The sequence below is a fragment of the Phaeobacter sp. HS011 genome (assembly GCF_018101215.1).
Taxonomy (GTDB): domain Bacteria; phylum Pseudomonadota; class Alphaproteobacteria; order Rhodobacterales; family Rhodobacteraceae; genus Phaeobacter; species Phaeobacter inhibens.
On sequence record NZ_JAGEUF010000005.1, the window covers coordinates 212794 to 236605 of the forward strand.

General features: G+C 58.3%; 23 protein-coding genes, 1 tRNA gene and 1 pseudogene. 14 read left to right on the forward strand and 11 right to left on the reverse strand.

Annotated features, from left to right (window positions below; translation table 11 throughout):
* Window positions 1–226: 226 nt before the first annotated feature.
* Window positions 227–1540 carry a glutamine synthetase family protein gene (locus J4721_RS11550; RefSeq protein ID WP_211002732.1) on the reverse strand — a complete coding sequence of 438 codons (1314 nt, stop codon included), beginning with the start codon at window positions 1538–1540 and terminating at the stop codon, window positions 227–229.
* The gene (locus J4721_RS11555; protein ID WP_102855476.1) at window positions 1530–2384 is read right to left on the reverse strand and encodes a MurR/RpiR family transcriptional regulator; all 855 of its coding nucleotides are present in this window, start codon (window positions 2382–2384) and stop codon (window positions 1530–1532) included. The genes J4721_RS11550 and J4721_RS11555 overlap by 11 nt, the downstream gene beginning before the upstream one ends.
* A 117-nt stretch (window positions 2385–2501) precedes the next feature.
* On the opposite strand from J4721_RS11555, the gene J4721_RS11560 reads away from it, so the two are divergent.
* Genes J4721_RS11560 through J4721_RS11585 form a run of 6 tightly spaced genes read left to right on the forward strand, consistent with a single transcriptional unit; the run spans window position 2502 to window position 8476 of the window.
* Window positions 2502–4310, forward strand: coding sequence for a branched-chain amino acid ABC transporter ATP-binding protein/permease (locus J4721_RS11560; protein WP_102855477.1), 1809 nt, complete (start codon window positions 2502–2504; stop codon window positions 4308–4310).
* Entirely contained in the window at window positions 4307–5464 is a 1158-nt protein-coding gene (locus J4721_RS11565; protein ID WP_027248587.1) for an ABC transporter substrate-binding protein, read from the forward strand. The genes J4721_RS11560 and J4721_RS11565 overlap by 4 nt, the downstream gene beginning before the upstream one ends.
* A 12-nt stretch (window positions 5465–5476) precedes the next feature.
* A complete protein-coding gene (locus J4721_RS11570; protein ID WP_076617475.1) occupies window positions 5477–6193 on the forward strand; it encodes an ABC transporter ATP-binding protein in 717 nt (238 codons plus the stop codon).
* Window positions 6193–7086, forward strand: a complete 894-nt coding sequence (locus J4721_RS11575) for a branched-chain amino acid ABC transporter permease (RefSeq protein WP_211002733.1) — start codon at window positions 6193–6195, stop codon at window positions 7084–7086. Before J4721_RS11570 ends, J4721_RS11575 begins: the two co-directional genes overlap by 1 nt.
* The gene (locus J4721_RS11580) at window positions 7083–7841 is read left to right on the forward strand and encodes an N-formylglutamate amidohydrolase (protein ID WP_211002734.1); all 759 of its coding nucleotides are present in this window, start codon (window positions 7083–7085) and stop codon (window positions 7839–7841) included. Before J4721_RS11575 ends, J4721_RS11580 begins: the two co-directional genes overlap by 4 nt.
* Window positions 7838–8476, forward strand: a complete 639-nt coding sequence (locus J4721_RS11585) for an isochorismatase family cysteine hydrolase (protein WP_014875948.1) — start codon at window positions 7838–7840, stop codon at window positions 8474–8476. The genes J4721_RS11580 and J4721_RS11585 overlap by 4 nt, the downstream gene beginning before the upstream one ends.
* A gap of 843 nt (window positions 8477–9319) precedes the next feature.
* Here the strand turns inward: J4721_RS11585 and J4721_RS11590 are convergent.
* From J4721_RS11590 to J4721_RS19915, 4 genes are all read right to left on the reverse strand, one after another.
* Window positions 9320–10363 carry a succinylglutamate desuccinylase/aspartoacylase family protein gene (locus J4721_RS11590; RefSeq protein WP_014875949.1) on the reverse strand — a complete coding sequence of 348 codons (1044 nt, stop codon included), beginning with the start codon at window positions 10361–10363 and terminating at the stop codon, window positions 9320–9322.
* The gene (gene rimK, locus J4721_RS11595; protein ID WP_014875950.1) at window positions 10363–11268 is read right to left on the reverse strand and encodes a 30S ribosomal protein S6--L-glutamate ligase; all 906 of its coding nucleotides are present in this window, start codon (window positions 11266–11268) and stop codon (window positions 10363–10365) included. Before rimK ends, J4721_RS11590 begins: the two co-directional genes overlap by 1 nt.
* Window positions 11265–11711 (reverse strand): RimK/LysX family protein, encoded by a 447-nt coding sequence (locus J4721_RS11600; protein WP_027248579.1) that lies wholly within the window; start codon window positions 11709–11711, stop codon window positions 11265–11267. The genes rimK and J4721_RS11600 overlap by 4 nt, the downstream gene beginning before the upstream one ends.
* A 155-nt stretch (window positions 11712–11866) precedes the next feature.
* Window positions 11867–12139, reverse strand: coding sequence for a phosphate-starvation-inducible PsiE family protein (locus J4721_RS19915; protein ID WP_076617489.1), 273 nt, complete (start codon window positions 12137–12139; stop codon window positions 11867–11869).
* A gap of 221 nt (window positions 12140–12360) precedes the next feature.
* Here J4721_RS19915 and J4721_RS11610 point away from each other — a divergent pair, with 221 nt between their 5' ends.
* The 3 genes and pseudogenes from J4721_RS11610 to J4721_RS11620 form a co-directional block, all read left to right on the forward strand.
* Complete coding sequence (locus J4721_RS11610) at window positions 12361–13323, forward strand: zinc transporter ZntB (RefSeq protein ID WP_014875952.1); 963 nt, start codon at window positions 12361–12363, stop codon at window positions 13321–13323.
* Between the two features lie 14 nt (window positions 13324–13337).
* Window positions 13338–14639, forward strand: coding sequence for an MFS transporter (locus tag J4721_RS11615; RefSeq protein WP_102873489.1), 1302 nt, complete (start codon window positions 13338–13340; stop codon window positions 14637–14639).
* 136 nt (window positions 14640–14775) lie between these two features.
* Window positions 14776–14916, forward strand: a pseudogene (locus tag J4721_RS11620) (IS5/IS1182 family transposase); the annotation flags it as partial.
* A gap of 123 nt (window positions 14917–15039) precedes the next feature.
* On the opposite strand, the gene J4721_RS11625 reads toward J4721_RS11620, so the two are convergent.
* From J4721_RS11625 to J4721_RS11640, 4 genes are all read right to left on the reverse strand, one after another.
* Window positions 15040–15116: transfer RNA gene (locus J4721_RS11625), tRNA-Arg, on the reverse strand.
* Between the two features lie 110 nt (window positions 15117–15226).
* Window positions 15227–16615 (reverse strand): HAMP domain-containing sensor histidine kinase, encoded by a 1389-nt coding sequence (locus tag J4721_RS11630; RefSeq protein WP_014875954.1) that lies wholly within the window; start codon window positions 16613–16615, stop codon window positions 15227–15229.
* 16 nt (window positions 16616–16631) lie between these two features.
* The gene (locus tag J4721_RS11635; RefSeq protein WP_102873488.1) at window positions 16632–18053 is read right to left on the reverse strand and encodes an NAD(P)/FAD-dependent oxidoreductase; all 1422 of its coding nucleotides are present in this window, start codon (window positions 18051–18053) and stop codon (window positions 16632–16634) included.
* Between the two features lie 2 nt (window positions 18054–18055).
* Window positions 18056–18859, reverse strand: a complete 804-nt coding sequence (locus tag J4721_RS11640; RefSeq protein WP_102873487.1) for a TVP38/TMEM64 family protein — start codon at window positions 18857–18859, stop codon at window positions 18056–18058.
* 396 nt (window positions 18860–19255) lie between these two features.
* On the opposite strand from J4721_RS11640, the gene rpmH reads away from it, so the two are divergent.
* The 3 genes from rpmH to yidD all read left to right on the forward strand — a co-directional run bounded on the left by rpmH (window position 19256) and on the right by yidD (window position 20240).
* Window positions 19256–19390 carry a 50S ribosomal protein L34 gene (rpmH, locus tag J4721_RS11645; protein WP_005980833.1) on the forward strand — a complete coding sequence of 45 codons (135 nt, stop codon included), beginning with the start codon at window positions 19256–19258 and terminating at the stop codon, window positions 19388–19390.
* Window positions 19391–19416: 26 nt separating this feature from the next.
* Window positions 19417–19869 (forward strand): ribonuclease P protein component, encoded by a 453-nt coding sequence (gene rnpA, locus J4721_RS11650; RefSeq protein WP_211002735.1) that lies wholly within the window; start codon window positions 19417–19419, stop codon window positions 19867–19869.
* A 98-nt stretch (window positions 19870–19967) separates the two neighbouring features.
* Window positions 19968–20240 carry a membrane protein insertion efficiency factor YidD gene (gene yidD, locus J4721_RS11655; RefSeq protein ID WP_014875958.1) on the forward strand — a complete coding sequence of 91 codons (273 nt, stop codon included), beginning with the start codon at window positions 19968–19970 and terminating at the stop codon, window positions 20238–20240.
* Window positions 20241–20245: 5 nt separating this feature from the next.
* On the opposite strand, the gene J4721_RS11660 is transcribed toward yidD, so the two are convergent.
* Window positions 20246–20818: a DUF3833 domain-containing protein gene (locus J4721_RS11660; RefSeq protein ID WP_014875959.1), complete on the reverse strand. Its 573-nt coding sequence runs from the start codon at window positions 20816–20818 to the stop codon at window positions 20246–20248.
* Between the two features lie 164 nt (window positions 20819–20982).
* On the opposite strand from J4721_RS11660, the gene ttcA reads away from it, so the two are divergent.
* The gene (gene ttcA / locus J4721_RS11665) at window positions 20983–21870 is read left to right on the forward strand and encodes a tRNA 2-thiocytidine(32) synthetase TtcA (protein WP_014875960.1); all 888 of its coding nucleotides are present in this window, start codon (window positions 20983–20985) and stop codon (window positions 21868–21870) included.
* Between the two features lie 66 nt (window positions 21871–21936).
* A complete protein-coding gene (locus J4721_RS11670; RefSeq protein WP_211002736.1) occupies window positions 21937–23481 on the forward strand; it encodes a bifunctional diguanylate cyclase/phosphodiesterase in 1545 nt (514 codons plus the stop codon).
* Window positions 23482–23812 lie beyond the last annotated feature (331 nt).

A 23812-nucleotide genomic window follows, 5' to 3' on the forward strand; every position in this document is an offset into this window, starting at 1 on the left:
ACAGTCCGGACCAGCGACACCACGCAAAAAACTCCAGAAAATTGACGCAGGGCTGCACCTATAAACGGCTTCGCCCGCGTGCTCGGATTGCATATACCGGGTGTCGTGGCAGGGCATCGATGGGCTGCGCCCACTCAGAGAGCCCTTGACCACTGCTGCGTGATGTATGAACGCGTATACTGCGTCGAGAGCCGTCGTATCATCTCGGAAGTTAGGCTTGATATATTTAAAAAACGGCTTCGTAGGCCGCGCAGCGGGCGGCGGTGTCCATGTCATCCAGATAGGCAAGCTCGCCTCGTTTATGGGCTACATAGACAGATGTGAAATCCGTCGGGAACCAGCCGCAGACCGTTTCGTTGCGTTCAAGCCGCTGCAAGGCGTCCTCCAGTGTTCCGGGCAACCGGACATGGCCGCGTTTTTCCAGGTCTTCGGGAGACAGAACAGATAGGTCTTCTTCGGTCACGTGTGGCGCTGGCAAAGCGTCTTCGATCCCTTGCGCCCCAGCATGGATGATAGCTGCCAGCGCCAGATGGGGCGAGGCAGCGGCATCTGCGGCGCGGTATTCGAAATTGTATTGGCGGGCGATGCCAGAGGGGTCCGCCGCCGTCACCGGACAAATCCGCACAGAAGCTTCGCGGTCGCGGAAGCCCAGATTGTTGTAGGCCGCCGACCAGCGGTGCGGCGTCAGGCGCAGATAGGACACATCGGACGGGGCAGTCAGCGCGATGATGCTGTCGAGGTATTTCAGAACGCCGGCGATAAAAGATCCGGTAACGGTCGACATGCCTGCAACGCCGTTTTCGTCATAGGTGGCAGGCGTGCCGCTTTCATCCAGAAAACTCATGTGGATATGCACGCCGTTGCCTACCCCTGCGGGGTCACGGATCGGGGTGAAGGTCACGTCCTCACCAAGGCGTTGCGCCGTCAAGCGTGTCACCTCGCGCAGGACCACTGCCTGGTCGGCGGATCGGTGATCCGGGGCGGGATCGTTGGTCACCTCATATTGCTTGGCGCCGTATTCCTTCATGAAGGTGTCCGCACCCAGCCCGCTTTGATCAAGGGCGGCCATCAGGGTTTCGCCAAACAGGCGGCGCGTGGCAAAACCGCCGTGACCATAGGCCTGCCCCGGTTGGTCGCCGCCGGTTTTGAACTGAAACTCATGTTCAAATGCTGAGATCAGGCTGACCCCACCCGCAGCCTTCAACCGCTCAAGCGCGGCCTTCAGCAGCGAGCGTGTGCAGAACGCCCATGGTGTGCCGTCCAGATCGGTGATGTCGCCTAGCATGAAGCGTTCAACCGGCCCGCCATCTTCAAAATCCAGCGTGACGCCCGCACTCTCATCCGGCAGCAACAGCAAATCCCCTAAGGCGCCAAAGGGGCTGTCAGCGATGGCATCAAAGCAGGTGATCATCACATTGGTCGGGGTCCAGCCCACGCCCTTTTCCAGGCGGTTTTCAAGATCGGACAGGGGAAAGGCCTTGCCGCGTGTCTTGCCGGCGATGTCCGAGGTGGCGGCAAAGATCAGAGGGTTATTGATCATCTTCAGTCTCCCCAAAATCCAACCGCACGGAATCCCATTCCTCAATGCGGCCTTTTGTTTGTTCCCAGTTTTCTTCGGCGATGCGGGTCAATAAGGCCTCCAGCAACGCCAATGCACCGGTATAGCTGTCCCAAAGGGTGCCGCTGTCGATTGGTACGGCCAACACTTCGCTTGCTTGCGCCGAGATTGGTGACAACCAGGCATCTGTCATCAGAACAACCTGCACATTGCGTGCCATGATGGCTTTTTGCGCAAAAATGGACAGGCTGTTTTGGTAACGGCGAAAATCGACGATAAACAAGATATCGCGCGCGCGCATCCGCAGCAGGTATTCAGGCCAAACCTCTGGGTCGGAAGGTAGATGGAACACCTTGGCGCGAATTTGGCGCAGGTGCCGTGACAGGTGTTGGGCCAATGTATCACTCATCCGGCCACCAATCACATAGATGCTGCGTTTTTCGTCGGCCAGCTTTTCCGACACGCGTTCGAACTGGGCTTCGGACACGGCCTTGGTTGCGCCTTTCACCACGGCGCTGGCCCGGTCCAGAAAGCTCTCCAGAAACGCGCCATGGATGGGCGCGCTGGAGGCTTGCAATTCAACGGGAGAGCGCTGGCCTTGCTTCAATTCGCCAATCAAATGGCGTTGAAATTCCTGAAACCCCTGAAACCCCAACTTGGTCACAAACCGAGAAATACTGGGGGGGGAGGTATTGGTGGCTTTGGCCAGGTCCTGTATCGGTTCCAGCCCGGCAAAGGGATAGTCCAGCAACAGCGCCGTCGAAAGCTTACGCTCTGTCGCGGTCAGATCCTCTGACAATTTTTCTATGCGTTCTCGAACCTGCATGTGTCCTCCTGCCGTGTTTATGAACCATTGTGAAAATAAAATGTCAACAATTACGCAAATATTGACTTTGAAAAATGTAGATCATTATTGTGATGCAACTGTTCTTTGGGATTCGTCATGATCACGGCTCCACGCAAACATATCCTCGTCTCCATTGCCGCCATCGCTCTGGCGGTGATCGTTGCCTGTTTGGTCGCAACGACGTTTGGCGCAGCGAGCGAACGGGTGTTGAGCGTGTTTTTCATCTCGCTCATCGCGGTGGTTGGCATGGGAGTCTATAGCGGCAATTCGGGCATCCTGAGTTTCGGGCATTTGTCGTTTATGGCCATCGGGGCTTATGCCTCCGCCCTACTGACCTTGCCTGCGCAACTGAAGGTCGCGACCCTTCCCAAACTACCCGACTGGCTGGCAACAACCGAACTGGGCCTTCTGCCTGCGACCTTGGTGGCAGTCCTTTTGACCAGCGTTGTGGCTCTGCTGATCGGGATGGCCATCGGCAAGCTGGAAGGCTCCGCCGCTGTGATCTCAACCCTTGGGCTGTTGATCATCGTTCATGGCATCGCCATTGGCTGGCGCGATGTCACCCGTGGCTCGCAAACGTTCTTCGGCATTCCACGCGAAACCTCGCTTTGGGTGGCAGCTGCGGGTGTTGTCGTGGCGCTGATCGTGGCCCGGCTTTATCGCGATTCCATCTCTGGACTGCGCCTGCGTGCGGGACGGGAAAACGCGATCGCGGCAAGTGCCGTAGGCATCCGCATCCGACGGGAACGGCTGGTTTCCTTTGTGATCAGTGCCGCCCTGATGGCCCTGTCAGGCGCGTTGATAGCCCATTTCCTAGGCGCGATCAGCCCAAAGAAATTTTATTTCACTGATACCTTCCTGCTGCTCGCCATGTTGATTGTTGGCGGCATGACCACCGTGACCGGCGCCATTACAGGGGCTGTCGCGATCACAATCGTCACCGAGATTTTGCGCCGGTTTGAGGGCGGTTTTTCGCTGGCGGGTTTGGAGATGCCTGCGGTTTTTGGCACCACGCAAATCGGGATTGGTCTGATTATCCTGTTTGCCATGTTCCGTAAACCGAACGGTTTGGCCGGTCTCAAGGAATGGGAGGAACGGGTTTTTCCGGACAGACGCGAACCGCATTCCCAGTCTGACATGCGCACCATCACACAGGCCGTGCCACTGAAGGCCACGGGCATGACAATGCAATTTGGCGGATTGATCGCGGTGAACGATGTGAACCTTACCTTGAAGCCCGGAGAGATCACCGGGCTGATCGGCCCGAATGGCTCTGGTAAGACAACACTGATGAACATGCTTTCAGGCGTGTTGGTGCCGACGAAAGGTCAGTTTTTCCAGGGCAAGGATGAGCTCTCTGGCTTAACCTCACATCAGATCGCGGATCACGGCATCGCCCGGACCTTTCAGAACATCCGCCTGTTCGACAATCTGAGCGTTTTTCAAAACGTGCTCGTCGCGGCCCTGTCCACGCGCGGCGGTGAAAATGCCGAGGGGCGGGCCAATGCAGCCCTTGCCCGTATGGGGGTTGAACGCCACGCCAATGCAGATGCGGGGACCTTGTCCTATGGGGACCAGCGGCGGGTTGAGATTGCCCGTGCATTAGCTTGTGAGCCATCACTCTTGTTTCTTGATGAACCCGCCGCAGGCATGAACCGCGAAGAAACCGACAGCCTGATGGAAACCCTGCGCCGCCTGACCCGCGATTTGGGTCTCGGCATCTTGTTGGTCGATCACGATCTGAAACTGATCAATCAGCTTTGTGACCGGATCGCCGTTCTGAACGAAGGTCGCCTGATCGCCGAAGGCACCCCCAAAGACATTCAAAACAACCCCGACGTGATCGAAGCTTATCTTGGCCCCAGTCGACAGGACGAACGAAACCAACCGGAGGAAAAACAATGAAAAAAATATTGCTTGCATCAACCATGGCAGTTGCGACGCTAGCCGCACCTGTCTCTGCCGAGGTGCTGAAGATCGGCCTCGCAACGGCCCAAACGGGCGGGCTTGCGGGATATGACGGCCCCGTCATCGAAGGCCTGCACATCGCGGTGGATGAGATCAACGCAGCGGGTGGCATCAATGGCAACATCAAGATTGAGTTGATCGAAAAAGATGTTCGCTCTGACGCTGCACAAACAGCGATTGCGGTGCAGGAACTGGCCGATGAAGGCGTATCTGTCCTTGTGCTGCCCTGTGACGCGGACCCATCACTGGCCGCAATCGGCACGGTGACTTCGGCCCAGATCCCGGCGATTTCGACATGCGCCTCGTCGCCCACATTGCCGATGATCGGGGGTGACTTCATGTTCGCCAACTTCCCAGGCGACAATGTACAGGCCACGGTCAGCGCGGAATGGGCACATCAGCAAGGCCACAAATCGGCTTACATCATCTATTCTCCAGATAGCCAGTACACGACCATGCCGCTCTACTTCGCAGATGTGTTCAAGGCACTGGGGGGCGAGATGCTGGGTGAGGACACACACTCCATCGGCCAGCAGGATTTCTCAGCGATTGCCACGCGCATTGCCGCACTTAATCCGCAGCCGGATGTCATCATGACCTCGTCTTACGAGCCTGATTTCCCGTCCATGCTGAAAGCCCTTCGCGCTGCAGGTGTGACGGCACAGATGATCGGATCAGACGGGATCGACAGCCCAACGACCTTCTCACTGGGGGACACGGGCGAAGGCGTGGTGTTCACAACAGCCGGTCACGCGACGGAGGGCAGCCCACTGGCAGACTTCAACGCCAAATATGAAGCCGCCACCGGCAGTGCGTCTGAAACGGTGTTCAACGCGGTGGGCTATGATCTGATCATTGTTGTCGCCGAAGCGGTCAAAGCCGCAGGTGGCTCCACCGATCCTGTGGCCATTCGCACTGCCATGGCAGAGCTTGAAAATGTGCGCGGTGCAACCAGCCTGATCACATACAAAGGCACCAACGGCATGCCTGTACGTGAAGTCACGCTGATCCGCGTAAAGGACGGCGAACGTGAATTGATTGGCCAGCCCAGCCCAACGGCTGATCTGATCCCAGCCCCACGTATGCAGTAAGGCACACATCCCATGACATCGCTTCTTTCAGTACAATCGCTCAGCATCAGCTATGGCCCGATTGAAGCGGTGCGAGGGATTGATTTTGACATCAAGGAAGGCGAGATCGTCGCCTTCCTTGGCGCAAACGGGGCGGGAAAATCCTCTACCCTGAACGCCCTGGTTGGGCTGGTGCCTGTGACCAGTGGCAAGGTGAGTTTCAAAGGGCAGGATATCACCGACTGGCCGCCGGAAAGCCTGGCCCCCGCGGGCATGACATTATCCCCCGAAGGACGGCGCGTCTTTGGCGCGCTAAGTGTGGCCGAGAATTTGCGCATGGGGGCCTTTTCCATCAAGGACAAAGCGGCGATTGAGGCCGCGTGGGACCGCGTCTATTCCCTGTTCCCCATTCTTCACGAACGGCGTGACCAATTCGCCGGAACTCTGTCCGGTGGCCAGCAACAGATGCTGGCCGTCGGGCGCGCTTTGATGAGCAGCCCAAAACTGTTGTTGCTGGATGAACCGTCACTGGGTCTTGCCCCCAAGATCATCGGTCAGGTGTTCGATCTGATATCGCTGCTGCGCGATCAGGGCGTCACGCTGGCGGTTGTCGAACAGAACGTTTCAATGGCGCTGGAGGTCGCGGACCGGGGGTATGTGCTTGCCAGTGGAGAAATCGTCGCTTCCGGCGCGGCATCGGAACTGGCCCGGTCCGATGCATTGAAATCTGCCTATCTGGGGGCCGCGTGATGGATTTACTGTTGCAGCAAACCGTGAACGCCTTTGCCCTTGGCGGCACCTATGCCCTGTTGGCGCTGGGTCTGGCGGTGGTGTTTTCGATCATGGGGCTGATCAACTTTGCCCATGGCGAATTGATGACGATCTCCGGCTATACGCTGATGTATTGTGGGATCGCGGGCGTCTCCTTTGTGCTGGCTGTCCCATTGGCCGTTGCGGTGGCCATGATCGCGGCCATCCTGATGGAACGCATCGCCTTTCGCCCCGTGCGCAACAGCTCCGGCGCGACGATGCTGGTGACCAGTTTTGCGGTTTCCATGATCCTGCAGGTCCTGTTTCAGAACTTTATTTCCACCCGTTCGCAGCCTGTGCTGCTGCCGCAGATCCTGTCGGATTCCGTGAATGTCTTTGGACTGATCATCGGCGTGAACAAAATCGCAGCCATCGCGACCACGATTGTGATGCTGGTGTTTCTGGATATCTTCATGAAGCGCCAGAAGACAGGCATTGCGATGCGCGCTGCCGCCGAAGATTTCAACGTCGCGCGCCTTATGGGGATCCGCGCCAACACCGTCATCGCGGGGGCCTTTGCGCTGTCGGGCATGCTTGCCGGTGTAGCCGCCGTTCTCTGGGTGTCGCAACGCTCCTCCGTTGATCCGCATATGGGGTTCCTGCCCGTGGTCAAAGCCTTTATCGCCGCGATCCTTGGGGGGCTGGGCAGCCTGCGCGGCGCGGTTGCCGGTGGTTTCTTGTTGGGCTTTATCGAAATATACCTCGCTGCCTTCCTGCCCCCTGAATTGCAGGAATTCCGCGAACCGATTGGGTTGAGCCTTGTGGTTGTCGTGCTGTTGTTCCGGCCAAACGGGCTGATCCCTGCCGCCTCTCTCAAGAGTGAAAAAGTATGAATGCAACGCTGCTGCAAAAAGGCGACCCGGCTCCGGTTGATCTGCTGAACCCCGACAGCGCCCATCCGCTGCTGCTGGTGTGCGAACACGCCGGGCAAGCGGTGCCGCAAGCACTGCATGGCCTTGGCCTTAAGGGCGCGGAAATTCAAAGCCATGTGGGCTGGGACATCGGCGCCGAGGCGGTCACGCGGAAAATGGCGCGGGCTCTGGGCGCCCCGGCTGTGATCCAGCGCTACAGCCGTCTGGTGATAGATTGCAATCGTCCGCCAGACGCGGCGGATGCCATGCCCGCTCACAATCACGGCATTACTGTCCCCGGAAACCAGAACCTGGACGCAGCAGACCGCAAAGCCCGTGTTGATGAGATTTTCACCCCATTTCACACCACAGTGGATACGCTTTTTGACCGTCAACCGCGCCGTATCGTGCTCTCTATCCATAGCTTCACGCCGTCACTAGCAGGGGTTCAACGGCCTTGGGACGTGGGTTTCCTGTTTCGCAAGGACACCGAAACTTCAACCCGGCTGAGTCAGTTCATCGCCGCAACCAAACCCGATTTGATCATCGGCATGAACCAACCCTATCAGATCGAAGATGCGTCTGATTGGTTTGTGCCCCAACACGGCGAGGCGAGAAATTTGCCACATAGCCTGATTGAAATCAGAAACGACCTGATCCGTGATGACAATGAGCAATCCACCTGGGCGGATATGCTTGTATCTGCTGTGAACCAATACCTAAAGGACACCGCATGACCCTGACCCGAAACCTCGCCCTGGTGCCGTCGCAATCGGCACTGTTGTTCATTGATGTTCAGAACTTCTCGGCCCATCGGGATGGCGGCGAGTTTGCTGGCCTGAGCGACGCCCAGTTCGCCCAAAAACACGGCTGGCTATTCCAACAGTTGGAAACGGTCATCCCCCGTATGCAGGCCCTACAAACAGCGTTTCGCAAGGCGCAGATAGAAGTGATGTACACCACTATCGAAAGCCTAACCAAAGACGGGCGAGACCGTAGCCTCGATTACAAAATCACCGGCTTCAACGTGGCCAAGGGATCCTGGGACGGCAAGGTCATTGACCAGATCGCCCCGGCTGAGGATGAGATCGTATTGCCGAAATCCTCGTCCTCGGTGTTTGTCTCAACCCATATCGACTATGTCCTGCGCAATCTGGGTGTCAAACAACTGGTCATCAGCGGCTTGTTGACAGATCAATGTGTCGAAAGCGCCATCCGCGACGCCTGCGATCTGGGGTATTTGGTCACGCAAGTCACAGACGCCTGTGCCACCGAAACCCAAGCGCGGCAGGACAATTCGCTCTCCACAATCAAAGGCTATTGTCGACAGGTGACGACCGAGCAGCTCCTTGATGAATTGCAGAGGTCCTAGTCAGCCGATCCTATGCCCAGGGCACAGACGTTTCCTCGCATGTGAGTGATAAGCGTTGTCGACACAGCGCTGCCCTGTTGCGTCACCAAGCCACAGAGAGCTGACCTTGATACAATCGCGGCGAAAGGTCGATTCGTCCCGCACTAGGGACTGATCTCACCAACAGGCCGAATGGCCGAATGGCCGAAAACTGAACATTCCCTTCAGAGCTGACGGAGCAAACTTTCATGCGGTGCGCGACGAATTCGGCAGAGAATCCAAGATTACTGCATTTCGGCACTGCAGCGAATGCCGGTTACTCCCGTTGCTTCACATTTGGGATTAACTATCGACGACGCCAGAACCCAGCGCCCCTATTCAAAACAAAAAAGGGCGGATTTCTTCGCCCCAGTCTGCAAACATGTCAGGCTTGCGAGGGCGTAGCCCGCTTGGGAAGCCCGCGCCCGAGCTTAGTTGGTGCAGTAAATACTATCAAAGAGGCGGCATCAAACCGCGACAGGTCCAAACAGTCAGCACCGCGATATGCTACGTCTCATCGAAACCGAACAAGTCGCCGATATGGAGGCTATCATTCGCTCTTATCTGAGTGAGGCGAATGAGATATGCCGTCAAAGGTTTGAAAGCACCAAAGGACACAACCGAGCCCGGTTTTCCAACAGAACGGGTCGACGCATTGGCTGCCGATCCGGAAATGGCTGAGGCGTCTGACAACCTCACGCGTGGTCGTGCAAAAGCTATGTCCCTAACCTAAACTCGGCAAAGCAATCGGAAACCGGATTCAGGCGCATTGCTGGCTTTCACGAAAAGATCATTGCTGGAAAAGGCGCATTGGACCAATGAGTATCAGATGATTTCGTCTTCATAGAACATGGGATCATCTGAGAGTTGGGTCGCGTGTTCGTCCAGCTTGCTCTCGGCCTCCTTGAGAGATCCGACGCGCGCGAGATGGAATACCGCGTCACCTTCATTGACGACAGGCATGACCGCCCGTCCAACGATGATGCCACCAAAGGGTGCTTTGATGTCCCGTTCTTCCTCACCAAAGGGGTCAGCCACCGACCCCAGCACATCGTTTTCCCGCACAAGATCCCCGTCTGATCTAAAGCTGCGAAGCAATCCGCCCATCGGCGCGCGTAACCACTTGCTTGATGGGCAGAATTGTGGTGGCGCCTTGGCAGGGACGATACCTTTACCCGGTATCATATCGAGCGATTTCAACAGTCGTAGTATGCCAGCCAGCCCTGCCCGCACAGATGTTTCGTCAAATCGCAGACCTTCGCCCGCCTCAAAGAGGAGAACCTTCTTGCCAAGATCATCGGCGGCCTTGCGCAGCGATCCATCCCGCAATGGCGATTTCATGATGATTGGGGCACCGAATACCTCCGCCAGCTTGCGCATATCGCGGTCCTCAGGTGTCACACGAATTTGCGGATAGTTTGTCCGGTGAATAGCTGCCGAGTGCAGGTCGATGCCAAGGTCCGATTTCGCGACTATCTCGCTGAGAAACAGATTTGCCAATCGCGCCGCGAGCGATCCGCCTTCGCTTCCCGGGAAACAGCGGTTCAAGTCTCGTCTATCGGGCAGATATCTGGATTTATTGATAAACCCAAAGGAGTTGACGATAGGGACAACGATCAGTGTTCCCCGTAAACCGCGCAATTTCGGCGAGCCCAGCAGTCTGCGCACAATCTCAATGCCGATCACTTCATCGCCGTGAATGCCTGCACTGACAAAAACGGTCTGACCGGCCTCTTTGCCATGAATGACATGGGCTGACATCGTAACCGGCGTGTGATCAGACAACACGCTGACGGGCATATCGACTGTCAAACGTTTCCCGGCAGGAACAACAGTGTCGCCGATTGTGAAACCTTGTCTTTTTTTCACTAGCCCTTGCCCTTGGTCTTTGTCGCACCGTGTTTGGCATTCTTTTCAATGAACTCGATAATCTTGCCTGCGATATCAATACCAGAAGCCTTTTCGACGCCTTCCAGACCGGGTGAGGAATTGACCTCCATCACGACCGCCCCGTGATTGGCACGCAGCATATCAACCCCACAAACATTCAACCCCATCGATTTTGCCGCCCGTACAGCGGTTGAGCGCTCTTCAGGCGACAGCTTGATGATTTTGGCCGATCCGCCACGATGCAGGTTCGAGCGGAATTCACCCTCAGCACCGGTACGCTGCATGGCCGCCACAACCTTACCCCCGACCACAAGGGCGCGGATATCAGTACCGCCAGCTTCCTTGATGAACTCCTGCACAAGGATATTGGTCTTGGTCGCACGAAATGCCTCAATCACAGATTTTGCGGACCGGTCCGTGTCAGCCAGCACAACACCCAAACCCTGCGTCCCCTCAAGCAGCTTGATGACCAAAGGCGCGCCACCAGCCAATTCCAAAACCTCTTCGGTTTGTTTGGGATCATGTGCAAAGGTCGTCACTGGCAAGCCAATGCCATCGCGCGCCAACAGCTGCATCGACCGCAGCTTGTCACGCGAACGGCCAATCGCCACACTTTCGTTCACAGGATAAACGCCCATCATTTCAAACTGGCGCAGGACCGCCATTCCGTAAAATGTGACAGAGGCCCCAATCCTGGGAATGATCGCATCATACCCTTCTAGCTTTTCCCCGTTATAGTAGATCTCCTGGCGCCGTGAGGCGATGTTCATGTAGCAGCGTAAGGTATTGATGATGTCGAGTTGATGCCCGCGCTCTTCAGCGGCCTCGACCAATCGCTTGTGCGAATAGAGCTCTGGGTTGCGAGCGAGCATACCGATTTTCATGACTTCTCCTTAGGCCGCTTGGGTCTGGTGGGGGTCGTTAAGTTTCGTTTGCAGGGATCGACAAGGATCGAATGTCGCCGCATGGCAGTGCGCCCAACGATCATCCGAAACTTCATCTCCGTGCGTTCTGTCAGTGACAGGTCAATCTTCCAAAGGTGTGTAGAAATGCGAAATTTGGTACGAATAACAATACGGGTCTCAGGAACACCGCTTGTGTTCGTAATCTGACGACGATCATGGATCGGGCATTCGACGTCCGTGTCATGCGCATCATCATCGAAACGCGTATGAAACCGGACCCATGGCGCGGCATTCCGTTCAAACTCGACGATGTCAGTCGCGTGCAGCGCCGATGTCCGCGCGCCAGTGTCAATTTTGGCTTTCAGGTTTGTGAGGCCGAGCAAGGGTAAATCCACCCGTTCCTGCCAACCGATAACGAGCATGTGGCGAATCCTCATGTTGCTTTCGTATGACTATGAAACTTCCAGCCGCCGAACACCATCGGCAAGCTTCCCAACATGTTGTTTCCATTCATGTCGCAATGCCGTTGTCATTGAGATGAAATGGCGAACGACAGGCTGTGCAGTGACCAGCTCTATCAATTGTCGCGCATGAACCAATATGCGCTGGCAAGCGATACTGCGACGGCTCCCAGTGCTGCAATTTGCCAAGGGGAAGCCACCGAAAGGTCGATGATCATCACTTCGCGAACGACAGCCATCATGCCGATCAGGATGACCGCTCTCGCCTGAACAATGGTCGAATGCTCGCGGATATGTCGCAGGATAGAATTGCCAATTTCCAGCGCAATCAGAACGTCATGACGATGCCGAACAGAATCTGCACCGCATGGTAGTTCTTGACATCCCAATCGACAAAGACGGCATCATAGATCCCGAAAAAAGCCACACCATGGCAAGCAAGGTGATCACCCCAACGCTGCCCATCAGAACAAGAATGACATGGTATTCAAACTTGTCGGCAACCTTTAAAAAGGGATCATGTGTATGATCGTCGCGGCCAGTGTCCTGCAGTTTGCGCACTCGCGTTTAGTATCTGGCTGGAAGCAAGTTTTGACCGTAGGTTGGCCAGATGGACATGCATAGTATCACGCCAATAGCGGCTTTCGATGTTGAAAAAGGCAAAGCGACAGCGATCGGTGGCGGCCCTTTGGACCTGAATGCCAGCCAAGGCTACCGTTGGATACACGTCAATTCGCAAGATGAAGCGCTGCGTCCATGGGCGAAGGAGCATCTGCCGGACATCGCTGCCCGCGCACTTTGGCAAAGTGAAACACGTCCTCGCTGTGAACGATTGGATGACGGCCTGATCCTGAACTTGCGCGGCGTCAACCTGAACCCGGAGTCCGATCCAGAAGATATGGTGTCACTCCGTATGTGGATCACTGAACATGCGATTGTGTCGGCACGGATACGAAAAGTGTGGGCGTTAGATTCCATCCGACAATCCGCCGAAGCAGGGGCGGCCCCTGAAACCGCCGGCAAGTTCTTAGCAGAGCTCACGTATGGGCTTACAAGCCGCATCGAGACCGTTTCACTTGGGCTGGAGGAACAAACGGATGAACTGGAAGAAGCCATTGCAGAAGGCAGGCGTATACCAACTGGCAAGCTCGGAGATATACGGCAAGCTGTCATCAAAATGCGCCGGTTCATCAATCCACAGCGCGAAGCGATATCTATGCTTGCCACATTGGAAAACTGGATTATTGCGCCAGATGAATTGGCACTCTTGCGTGAGACTGCGAACCGCACTCGACGTATTGTTGAAGAACTTGATGCGACACGCGACCGCCTCTCTGCATTGCGGGACCATATCGATGCGGATCGCGCGCATGCTCTCAGTCGAAACAGTTATGTGTTGTCGGTTGTGGCGGCAATTTTTCTGCCGCTTGGCTTTCTGACCGGCCTCTTTGGCGTCAATGTGGCCGGAATGCCAGGAACGACCGCGCCATCTGCGTTTTGGGTACTGGCCGGGGTGTCAGCCGTAGGTGGCTTAGCGCTGTTTCTGATATTCAAGTTTGCGAAGTGGCTTTGAGGGATTAATCGATCATGGTACGCAGCTTACTTCCGCTTTCAGCGCTTCTCATGGGCTCGGCCTTCCTGCTGTTTGCCGGTGGGGTCAATGGACTGATCTTGCCGATCAGAGGGGAAGCCGAGGGATTTACGGCGGCTTCCTTGGGTTTGCTGGGTACAGGCTGGGCGGTTGGCTATGTCGCCGGATGTATGCGAACGCCTGCCTTGGTCGCCCGCGTCGGTCATATCCGTGCTTTTGGTGCGATGTGCGCAATTGCGGCGATTGCCGTCTTGCTGTCGCTGGTACTGATCACGCCATGGGTCTGGATACCTGTACGGGCTTTATCCGGTTTCTGTTTTGCCGGGGCGGCAATGATCGTGGAAAGTTGGCTAAACGAACGCGCGGATGCATCCTCGCGTGGTCGCATCTTCGGCATCTACACAATGGTCAACCTGGCTGCGACGACTGCGGGGCAGATGGTACTGACGCTGGGAGACTCAAACGGGTATTTCTTCTTTGTACTGGCCGCTATGGTCTATTGTCTGGCGCTCTTGCCGACCGCGATCAGCGCTACCACAACGCCGCGCCCACTGACACAGGTTTCCTTGGATCTGCGAGGTCTATGGAAAAACTCACCCATTGCCGTCTTTGCGGTGCTGATGGTTGGCGTATCAAATGCTGCCTTCGGGACACTTGCGGCTGTTTATGCCGCGAGGATCCAGCTGGAACTCGACGACATCGCGTTCTTTGCCAGTATTCCCATCCTTGCCGGGGCCGCGATGCAAATCCCTGTTGGTATTGCCTCAGACAAATTTGACCGCCGCAAGGTTCTGATTGGCGTCACTGTCTTTGCCTTGCTGGCGGATGCTCTGTTTCTGTTCACTGGCGCCACGCAACCGCTCGTCGTGCTCGCGCTTTCGGCGCTTTTTGGGGCAACGGTATTTTCGATGTATCCGGTGATTGTGGCCCACGCGAACGACCATGCAGAGCCGGGCACGTTCATTCAGGTCAGTGGGGGGCTTTTGCTGGTGTTTGGGATCGGGTCGATTGTCGGGCCAACCGTTGCGGGTTTTGCAATGACATCCTTTGGCGCGACCAGCCTGTTTGCAATTACCGGGGTAGCGCATATCCTGCTTGTCCTATTTGCACTGCTGCGCTTGAAGATCGCGCCACCAGTCACCGCCGAAAACAAGGCCTTGTTCCAAGCCAAGCCACTCGCGCGTGGGTCTACGCCCGAAACGGCAGCTCTTGCGGCGGATCAATCTGAACTGGATGCCGATCAGCCATCCCAAAAGCCAACAAGCACACCTCCTGCGGAGAACGACCCAAAAGAATGAGCGCTATGGCTTTGCTGCACAAACGGCGTGAGGGCCTGCAAGTATCCTGGACGGGCACTCTGACCGGCTATCACCGCCGAGGCCCCGTCGAAAGCAGCCCTTTCGGGACAGTGATGCGCACTGCCCTGCCGGTCAGCGGATGGACTGTGTCAAACGCGTTGACCAAGGCATCATGGCACGAGACTTCGACCGACAGGTCGCTGAACTCCAGATCCCGATCGCGGTGCTCAACCGCTACACCGCTCTCGGCATACCACTCACAGAGCCCGTAGGATAAGTCCGTCTGGGGAAAGGAAAAGTGCGCTCAAACCCCGATTTGTGCAACAAAGCCTACGTGCAGTCACAATAGAAACGCTCTATCGCAAAAGGCAGAACTATTTGTCGTATCAAAAGGAGGTAGTGGCGGACCGAGGAGGATTCGAACCCCCGACCCCTTGATTCGTAGTCAAGTACTCTATCCAGCTGAGCTATCGGTCCACTGCGGCGGGGTTTATGCGCAGCGGCGCGCGGGTGCAAGCCTAAAATGTCAGCCTTTCGCAGGTTTTCGCATTTTTGCGCATCCGGCGCGCCTTACCGACGATAAACTCTCAGAGAGTCCCGTCGCCCTTGGGCAGACAGATGTCAAACACCGTGCCCTCCGGACCGGTTTCGCGCAGAACCACCATGCCGCCATGGCCGCGCGCCAGCTCATCGGCGATGGCAAGGCCCAGGCCGGTGCCGCCCTTGCGGATGCCCCCCTGGAACGGGGTAAAGAGGTTTTCCCGCGCCTTTGGCGGCAGACCGGGGCCAGTATCCGCAACGGAGATCCACCAGCTTTCGGTGTCTTCGCGGGCAGAGAGGGTGATTTGCCCTTCCTGCCCCGTGGCCTCGATCGCCTGACGCGCGTTGCGAACCAGGTTCATCACGATCCGAAACAGCTGTTCGGGATCGGCCCGCAGGCTCAGATCCACAGGCACCTCATTCAGGAACCGGATCCGCCCCTCAGTGCCACCTGCCAGGCTCTCGCTTTCCAGAATATCCTCGACCTGCCCATGCAGGGCCACGCGGCCAAAGGTTGGCGCCGGCTCCTCCGCCCGGCCAAACGCCAGCGTCCCCTCACAAAGCGACACCGCGCGGGTGATCGAATTCACCAGCTTAGGCGCCAAGCGCCGCACCAGCGGGTCTTCACTCATCTCGATGCGGTCGGTGAACAGCTGCGCCGACGTCAGGATATTGCGCAGATCATGGCTCACCTTGGCCACCGCGCCACCGAGCTGCGCCAGCCGTTCGCGCTGTTTCAGCGCTTGCGTCAGCTCGGTCTGCAACTGCATCAGCGCCTCTTCGGCCTCGCGCAGCTCGCGCACCCCGGCGCTGGGGTGGATAATGCCGCGGGCGTCCTCCGGCGCGGCGGCATAGCGCTGCATATAGCCGATGACGCCCTTGATCGGTTTCACCATGAACCGACGCACCGCCGCAAACAGCAGCACCGCAGTAAAGATGGAGATCACCGCCGACAGCAGCAGAATGCGCACGCCATAGTCGATCATCGCATCACGCAGCCCGTCCGTCTCAATCGTGATCTCGATCAGCAGCCCGGCGTCACGCACTGGCGCGCCAATCACCCGGATGATCTGATTTTCCGGCGTCACCAGCCGCTGCATCGCATGGCCAATCAGCGCAAACGGGCTGCTCATCCGCAGATCATAAGTGCCCGATATCGGAGCCGGGATCGGCGAGGACAGCACCAGCTGGCGCACTTCATCCCGTCGCAGAACCACATTGAAAACGCCCGCGTTTTCCAAGAGCTCTGCCTCCAGCTCGGTCTCCAGCATATCATCTGCAAGCAGCGCCAGCGACGCAATCTGAGCCCGTTCCAGCCGGTCTGCCAGATAGTCGAGCCGGAACCGAGAGATAGAGGGCACAAAGATCAGGATCTCGGCCAACATCACGAAGACCGTGGTCAGGATCAGGAATCTGCCTGAAAGCGTGTTGAGCATTCAGCCCCTTCCGGCGTTACGGGAGCCAGCGCTGCACAAATTGCACCACTCGTTTCACCATTGGACTATCAAAAAGCCGTGGCGAGAAATAGGCCCCTGCGACGCGTTTATTCACCTCCGATATGGTGGGATACGGCGCCACCATGCCCGCGATCTGGCTCATCTTCAGATTATTAGCGATGGCCATGGACCACAGCGCCACCAGCTCCCCCGCCTGATGCCCGACCACAGAGGCGCCTATAGGACGCCCCTTGACCACCATCACCTTGATCAGACCTTTGCTCTTGCGCTCTGCCAGCGCGCGGTCGTTGTGGTGATAATCGAACCGTGCAACCTCCAGCCGGTCACCATGTTTCTCGCGTGCTTGCGCCTCCGTGAGGCCAACCTGCGCCAGTTCCGGTGCGGTATAGGTCGCCCAGGGAATGTGATTGGTCTTGGCCTTCGACGGCAGCCCAAACAGGATCGAGCGGATGATCACCCCGGCATGGTAGCCGGCCACATGGGTGAACTGCATCCCACCGGCCACATCACCAATGGCATAGACCCGACGGTTGCTGCTGCGCAGACTGTCATCCACCACCACGCCTGCCCGATTGGTCTCAACGCCTGCGGCCTCCAGGTTCAGCTTGTCGATATTGGCCTTGCGCCCGACCGCCATAAGGAGGTGGCTGCCGTCGAACACCCGGCCATCCTTTGCTGTAACGCGAATGCCGCCACCCTCGGTGGAGGCAATAGTCTCAGCCTGCGCGCCCTCGGCGATCTCAATGCCTTCGGTGCGCAACTGGTCCAATACGATGGCCGCAAGCTCCGGATCATCCTTGCCCAGCGCCCGGTCGCCCTCGATCACCGTGACCTGACTGCCCAGCCGGATATGGGCCTGCGCCATTTCCATGCCAATGGGACCGCCGCCGATAATCAGCAAATGCTCTGGCCGCTCGCGCAGATCAAACAGGGTTTCGTTGGTGAAATACGGCACATCCGCCAGCCCATCGATGGGCGGCACCAGGGGCGAGGATCCGGTGGCAATCACAATGCGCCGGGCGGTGATCCGGTGCTCCCCTGCCTCGACCACGCGATCATCGACGAACCGGCCATAGGCGCGAATAACCCGCACGCCAAAGCCTTCAAACCGCTCCTGACTGTCCACCGGCGCAATGGTGGCGATCACGTCCTGCACGTGATCCTTGGCGGCAGCGTAATCCACCACCGGCATCTGATCCGCGACACCATAAGCGCTGGCGTGGGCCTGACCATAGGCCACCTTGGCGCTGGCCAGCAGCGATTTCGACGGCACACAACCGTAGTTCAGGCAATCGCCGCCCATCTTGTGCCCTTCCAGCAGCACCACATCAGCGCCCATCTGGCTTGCCCCTGCCGCAACAGAGAGACCGCCCGACCCGGCGCCGATCACGAGAAGATCGCAGGTTAGCTCTTGCATGGTCACTGCTCCTTTCCGGGTGCGGCTGGGCGACGTTTCTTCAGCAGGATGGGCAGTGCCGCCAAGACACACAGGCCAAGGATCGGCCCGATCACAAACGGTTCCCACAGGATCGACAGATCCGGCGTCTCCCCCCGGTCAAACACCGCGCCAAGGCCCACACCAATCCAAGTAAAGACGATGGCGCCGGGGATGATACCAACCGCCGTGGTCCACAGGAAATTGATCAGCTTCACCCCGACCAGCGCGGGCAGCAGATTGGCGACAAAAAACGGCACCGCAGGCACCAACCGCAGCAACAACAGCACCTCGATCTCATTCTCGCGCAGGGCCTGTTTGAGGATCCGCACCCGTCCCTCCGCCGCTTCCAGCCGGTGGGTCAGCATCGCCCCAAGCCCCCAGCGCGCCGCCAGAAAGATGCCAACAGCCCCGACCGTGGCCGCCAACACATTGAACACCGTGCCCGCAACCAGTCCAAACAAGAACCCGCCAGTGACCGACGCCACCGCAGCACCGGGCAGTGAGAAGACGACAATCACCACATAGGCCAGAACAAACAGACCAACGAGGCCCAGATAATTGTCATCGCGAAACGCCATCAGCGCCACCCGGTTGTCGCGCAGCGTCTCAAACGTCAGATAGTCGCCCAGGGTCATCGCACCGATCACCGCCACCACCAGCACCAGCGCCAGTGGCAGGAACCGGGTCAGCGCAGGAGTCTTCTTGCCCCGCCCTCCCGATTCGCTTGCCGGGGCCACGCCCCCAGAACGATCTGCGATATCTGGCTGGTCGGACTGATCGGACATCTTCTGTAAATCCTGCTGTCTTGGGCCATGGCTGGCCGGTCATATTCTGTTCCGCAGCTGCGGTTGGGGCTGGGGGCACCGCCGCCGCAGGCCTTTGTCTCTGGCTATCCGGTAAATGGGCCCTGTACGAGCATAGACGCCGCCTCTTCACGTCCGCTTGATCATCCCCTGCGAAAAAGTGAGCCAAACACCAATCTGCCCCCTGTCTGTTACAATTCTCTTCTGTTAGAGAGCCTCCAGCGTCCGGTTTTCATGGAAATGTTGCATTTCACGCAGAAAACAACCGCGTTGGGGTTTGACTCGCAGGTCATTCCCTTCTAGAGACCGGGCTTCGAGATAGACCCCCGGGTGGCCGATTCCGCGCCGTCCCGATGTAAACAGTTGGAGACCGGAGCGATGAAACGCACCTATCAGCCTTCGAACCTGGTTCGCAAACGCCGCCACGGCTTCCGTGCGCGCATGGCCACCAAGGCAGGCCGCAAGATCCTGAACGCACGCCGCGCACGCGGTCGTAAGTCGCTGAGCGCGTAATCGCGCCCAGTTCTGTTCAGACAGACATGACACCGCCGGAGACCCCCAAGGATGGCTCAGCTGCCCGAGGGACCAGGTCTCCGGCGGTGTCCGTTTGCGTATCTGATAGTTTGACCCACCCCCTGCCCCGTCCGCAACCTGATGTAATCGCCAAACGCCGCGACTTTCTCGCGGCGGCGCGCGCCCGACGTCAGGGCACCAAGGGGATGATGGTTCAGGGCCGCAAACGCCACGCGGACGATTTCGTCGGCGATGGCATTCGCATGGGCTTTACCTGCTCCAAGAAGGTCGGCAATGCGGTGGCCCGCAACCGCGCCAAACGCCGACTGCGCGAGGTGGCGCGGATGATTCTGCCAATCCACGGCCGCACAGGCTGGGACTACGTGCTGATAGGCCGTGCAGGCGAAACCGCTGACCGCCCGTTCGACGATCTGAAAAACGATCTGATCCACGCGCTGAAGAAAATTCACGGCAAGTAATCACAACAGGCAAGGCCCGCGCCTTCCGTTGCGCCTTACTCCGCAGCCGCCCCCCCCCGCAGATTGCTATGGGGCGCCGTCGCGCCTATCTAGACGCCATGACTCCGCTCGCCCATCTCTTTGCTCTGCCCGTGCGCGCCTATCGGCTGCTGTTCAGCCCATGGGTTGGCTTTAACTGCCGATACCAGCCCACCTGCTCGGCCTATGCGCTGGAGGCACTGGAGAAACACGGCGCCATTCGGGGCGCCTGGCTCACCGCGCGCAGGATCGGCCGCTGCCACCCCCTTGGTGGGGATGGCTATGACCCGGTGCCCGGCTGTGACCCCGAACATGACCGCAGAACACGCGACACGGCTACAGGCGACAAGTAATCCGCTCAGAGCTTCTCAAAGAAGATCGTGACCTCACCCAGCGTGACGCCATAGCGGCTCATATACGCTTTGTTCAGCAACCTGCCGTCCTCCAGAAGCCACATCCAGTCATCAAACGTCACCCGCATGGTGTCACCACCGGGCACTGGCAGATCAATCGTGTAGCCCCAGTTGAAGGTATCACCGCGCTCTTCCCCCTTGGCGATGCCCTGCACCCCATCGGCGCTGCCCTCCCAGGTATTCTCGCCTGTCTTGGTCAGCGACCAGATCCGCTGCTCGGTACTGCCATCGGCGTAGCGGAAATCCTCCGCCAGCGTCAGTACACGGCCGTCCCATTCACCGGTAATATCCACCTTGAACCGGCGCCGAACAGTGCCGAACCGATCCGCGAACTGCCCATAGGCAACCGTCTTGCCCTCGAAATACTCCTCCAGATTGAAGGTCTTATCACTCAGCTTCTCATCTGTCAGACTGGGCCGCCCGCAGGACGCCAGTGCCGCAACAGCTGCCGCCCCCGCGCCAAGAGCCGCCCAGCGGCCAATCCGAAGCCGGCGCGGTGTTTCCGTCGCAATTGCCATGTCTCACACCTCATCTTTGTCTTGTTCCTCTTGCCCTTGGCTACGCAACGGCCCCGATTTTGGATGACTCTGCCACGCCGCCCATCCCCCATCCGGGCCATTGCAACGGGTCTTCGGAGCCTTTTTTCCTTGGCAAAACGCCGATCCTCGGCTAGGGCGCGCCCATGCTTGATGATGATCTGGACGATATCCACCCGCTGTTCGCCGGCGCCCCCTCGACGACGGAGTTCAAGAAGCTCCGCAAACGGATCGTGCGCTACGCGCGCGAGGCGATCGACCAATATGGCATGGTGGAACGGCGCGAGGATGGCAGTACACCGAAATGGCTGGTCTGCCTCTCCGGTGGCAAGGACAGCTATACCCTGCTCGCGGTTCTCTATGAACTGAAGTGGCGCGGGTTGTTGCCGGTGGATCTTCTGGCCTGCAATCTGGATCAGGGGCAGCCCGGCTTTCCGGCCACTGTGCTGCCGGAGTTTCTGGAAAAGATGGGAGTTCCCCACCGCATCGAATATCAGGACACCTACAGCATCGTGATGGATAAGGTCCCGCAAGGCCGCACGTTTTGCGCGCTCTGCTCGCGTCTGCGGCGCGGCAACCTCTACCGGATCGCGCGCGAAGAGGGCTGCTCTGCGGTGGTGCTGGGCCATCATCGCGACGACATTCTTGAAACCTTTTTCATGAATCTTTTTCACGGGGGCCGTCTGGCAACCATGCCGCCGAAACTGGTCAATGAAGAGGGCGATCTGTTCGTGTTTCGCCCCCTCGCCCATGTCGCCGAGGTGGACTGTGAGAAATTCGCCAAGGCATTGAATTATCCGATCATCCCCTGCGATCTTTGCGGCAGTCAGGATGGGTTGCAGCGCCAGCAGGTCAAACAGATCCTCGATCAGTGGGAATCAAACAGCCCGGGACGCCGTCAGGTGATGTTCCGCGCCCTGATGAACGCCCGCCCGTCGCATCTGCTGGACCCCAAACTGTTCGATTTTTCTGCGCTTATGTTGAAAAATCCCGATTTGGGGGCAGATTCAGATGAGATTCCTGATTTGCGTTAACTTGCCGGTCAGACCGCGACCTTAGTCTACAGCAGGCACCATATGCCGTAGGTGAAAGGTCTACAGATGACAAAAACGCTGTCGCAGACGCTGACACAGGTCAGGAAACGGATTGCCCCGGTGCTGCTCGGGCCGCCGCTGCTTGCGTTTTTACCGGCTCTGACACTGGCCACCTTCTGGCTGGCCGGCGAGGCCGCGTTGCTGGCCGTGGCCCTCGGTCTGCCGCTGATCTTTGCGGCCTCAGGCGGGTTTGCCTATTTCCGCCGCCCAACCATGCCCCGCGACAGCCTCACCGGCATGATGATGCGTGACGGGTTCAAGGAAATCGTCTCCGAAGTATATGACAGCGCTGCCGATACCGGCCTGCGGTCTGCAGTCTTCATCGTCGAACTGGATGATTTCAAGGAACTGGCACAGCGCCACGGACAGGAAACCGCCGATCAGCTGGTCAACCGCTGTGGCGACCGCATCATTTCTATCCTGCGCCCGCAGGATTACGTCGCCCGCATCGGCGATTCGCGTTTTGCCATCTGCCTGACACCGGTCTTGCAAATGGATCTCGAACTGGCGATCCAAATGGCCGGTCGCCTGCAGGCCTCCATTGAAGAGCCGATTGCCGTAGATGGGGCCTCGCTCTACGTGTCTTGCTCAATCGGCTTCTGCCTGCACAGCCGCACCCCCCGGCCAAGCGGCAACGACTGGATGAGCGCGGCCTGTACCGCCCTGCTGGACGCCCAGAACAACGGCCCCTCAGGCATTCGCGCCTTCTCTCCCGAGATGGATCAGCGCAGCAAGGCGCGCGGCGATATGTTGGACGAAGTGACCGAGGCACTGGAGAATGGCCAGATCCAGGCCTGGTTTCAGCCACAGATCTGCACAGACACTGGCCGCGTCTCCGGGTTTGAAGCCTTGGCCCGCTGGGCCCATCCGGTGCGCGGCATGATCGCGCCGATGTCCTTCCTCCCGACATTGGAAAGCGCCGGTTTGATGGAACGTTTGAGTGAAATCATGCTCTACAACGCGCTGACCGCACTCAAGGCCTGGGATGCTGCTGGTCTCAATGTGCCCTCTGTCGGCGTGAATTTCGCCACTGATGAGCTGCGCAACGCCAATCTGGTGGAACGGATCAGCTGGGAGCTGGAGCGGTTTGGCCTCACGCCGGACCGGCTCAGCATCGAGATCCTCGAAACCGTGATGACAGATCGCCCGGATGACATGATCGTGCGCAATATCGCCGCCCTTGGCGAATTGGGTTGCGGCATTGATCTGGATGATTTTGGCACCGGCCATGCCTCTATCGCAGCGGTTCAGCGCTTCCGCGTCTCGCGCATCAAGATTGACCGCTCCTTTGTGATGAAAGCGGACCGCGATCCCGAACAGCAGAAACTGATCGCAGCGATTCTGACCATGGCCGAACGGCTGGATCTGGCCACCCTCGCCGAGGGGGTGGAGACCGTCGGCGAACACGCGCTTCTGTCTCAGCTGGGCTGTGATCACGTGCAGGGCTTTGGCATCGGCCGCCCTATGCCCTTTGACCAGACGCTTGACTGGATTGCCGCCCATGAGGCCAAGCTGCAAGAGGCCCCAACCATCGGACGCCAAGGCAACTAACAGGGCAACTCGTCAGGGGAGCCAATCAGGGCAGCTAACCTGGGCAGACATTGCGCAGGGCATCCAGCCGCCTTGCCTGCCCCGCGCGACCGTTGACCATGATCAGTCCGCTCAACTGAAGGCCGCCTGTCTGTGAACGCCGCCCGCCTGACCTGCCACTCCCTCCCCAGACCTTCTCCCGTCATCCCAATCCTCTTCGCCCCGGCATCGGGCCTGATACGGATCCAATGCGGGCCAAGCCTCGGCCCGCTCTTCCGGTCCTTTCGCCCGCCCTCCCGTCCATCGTGAGGTGGCAATCCGGTATTTTATAGCAGCGATACAGGGAAATACC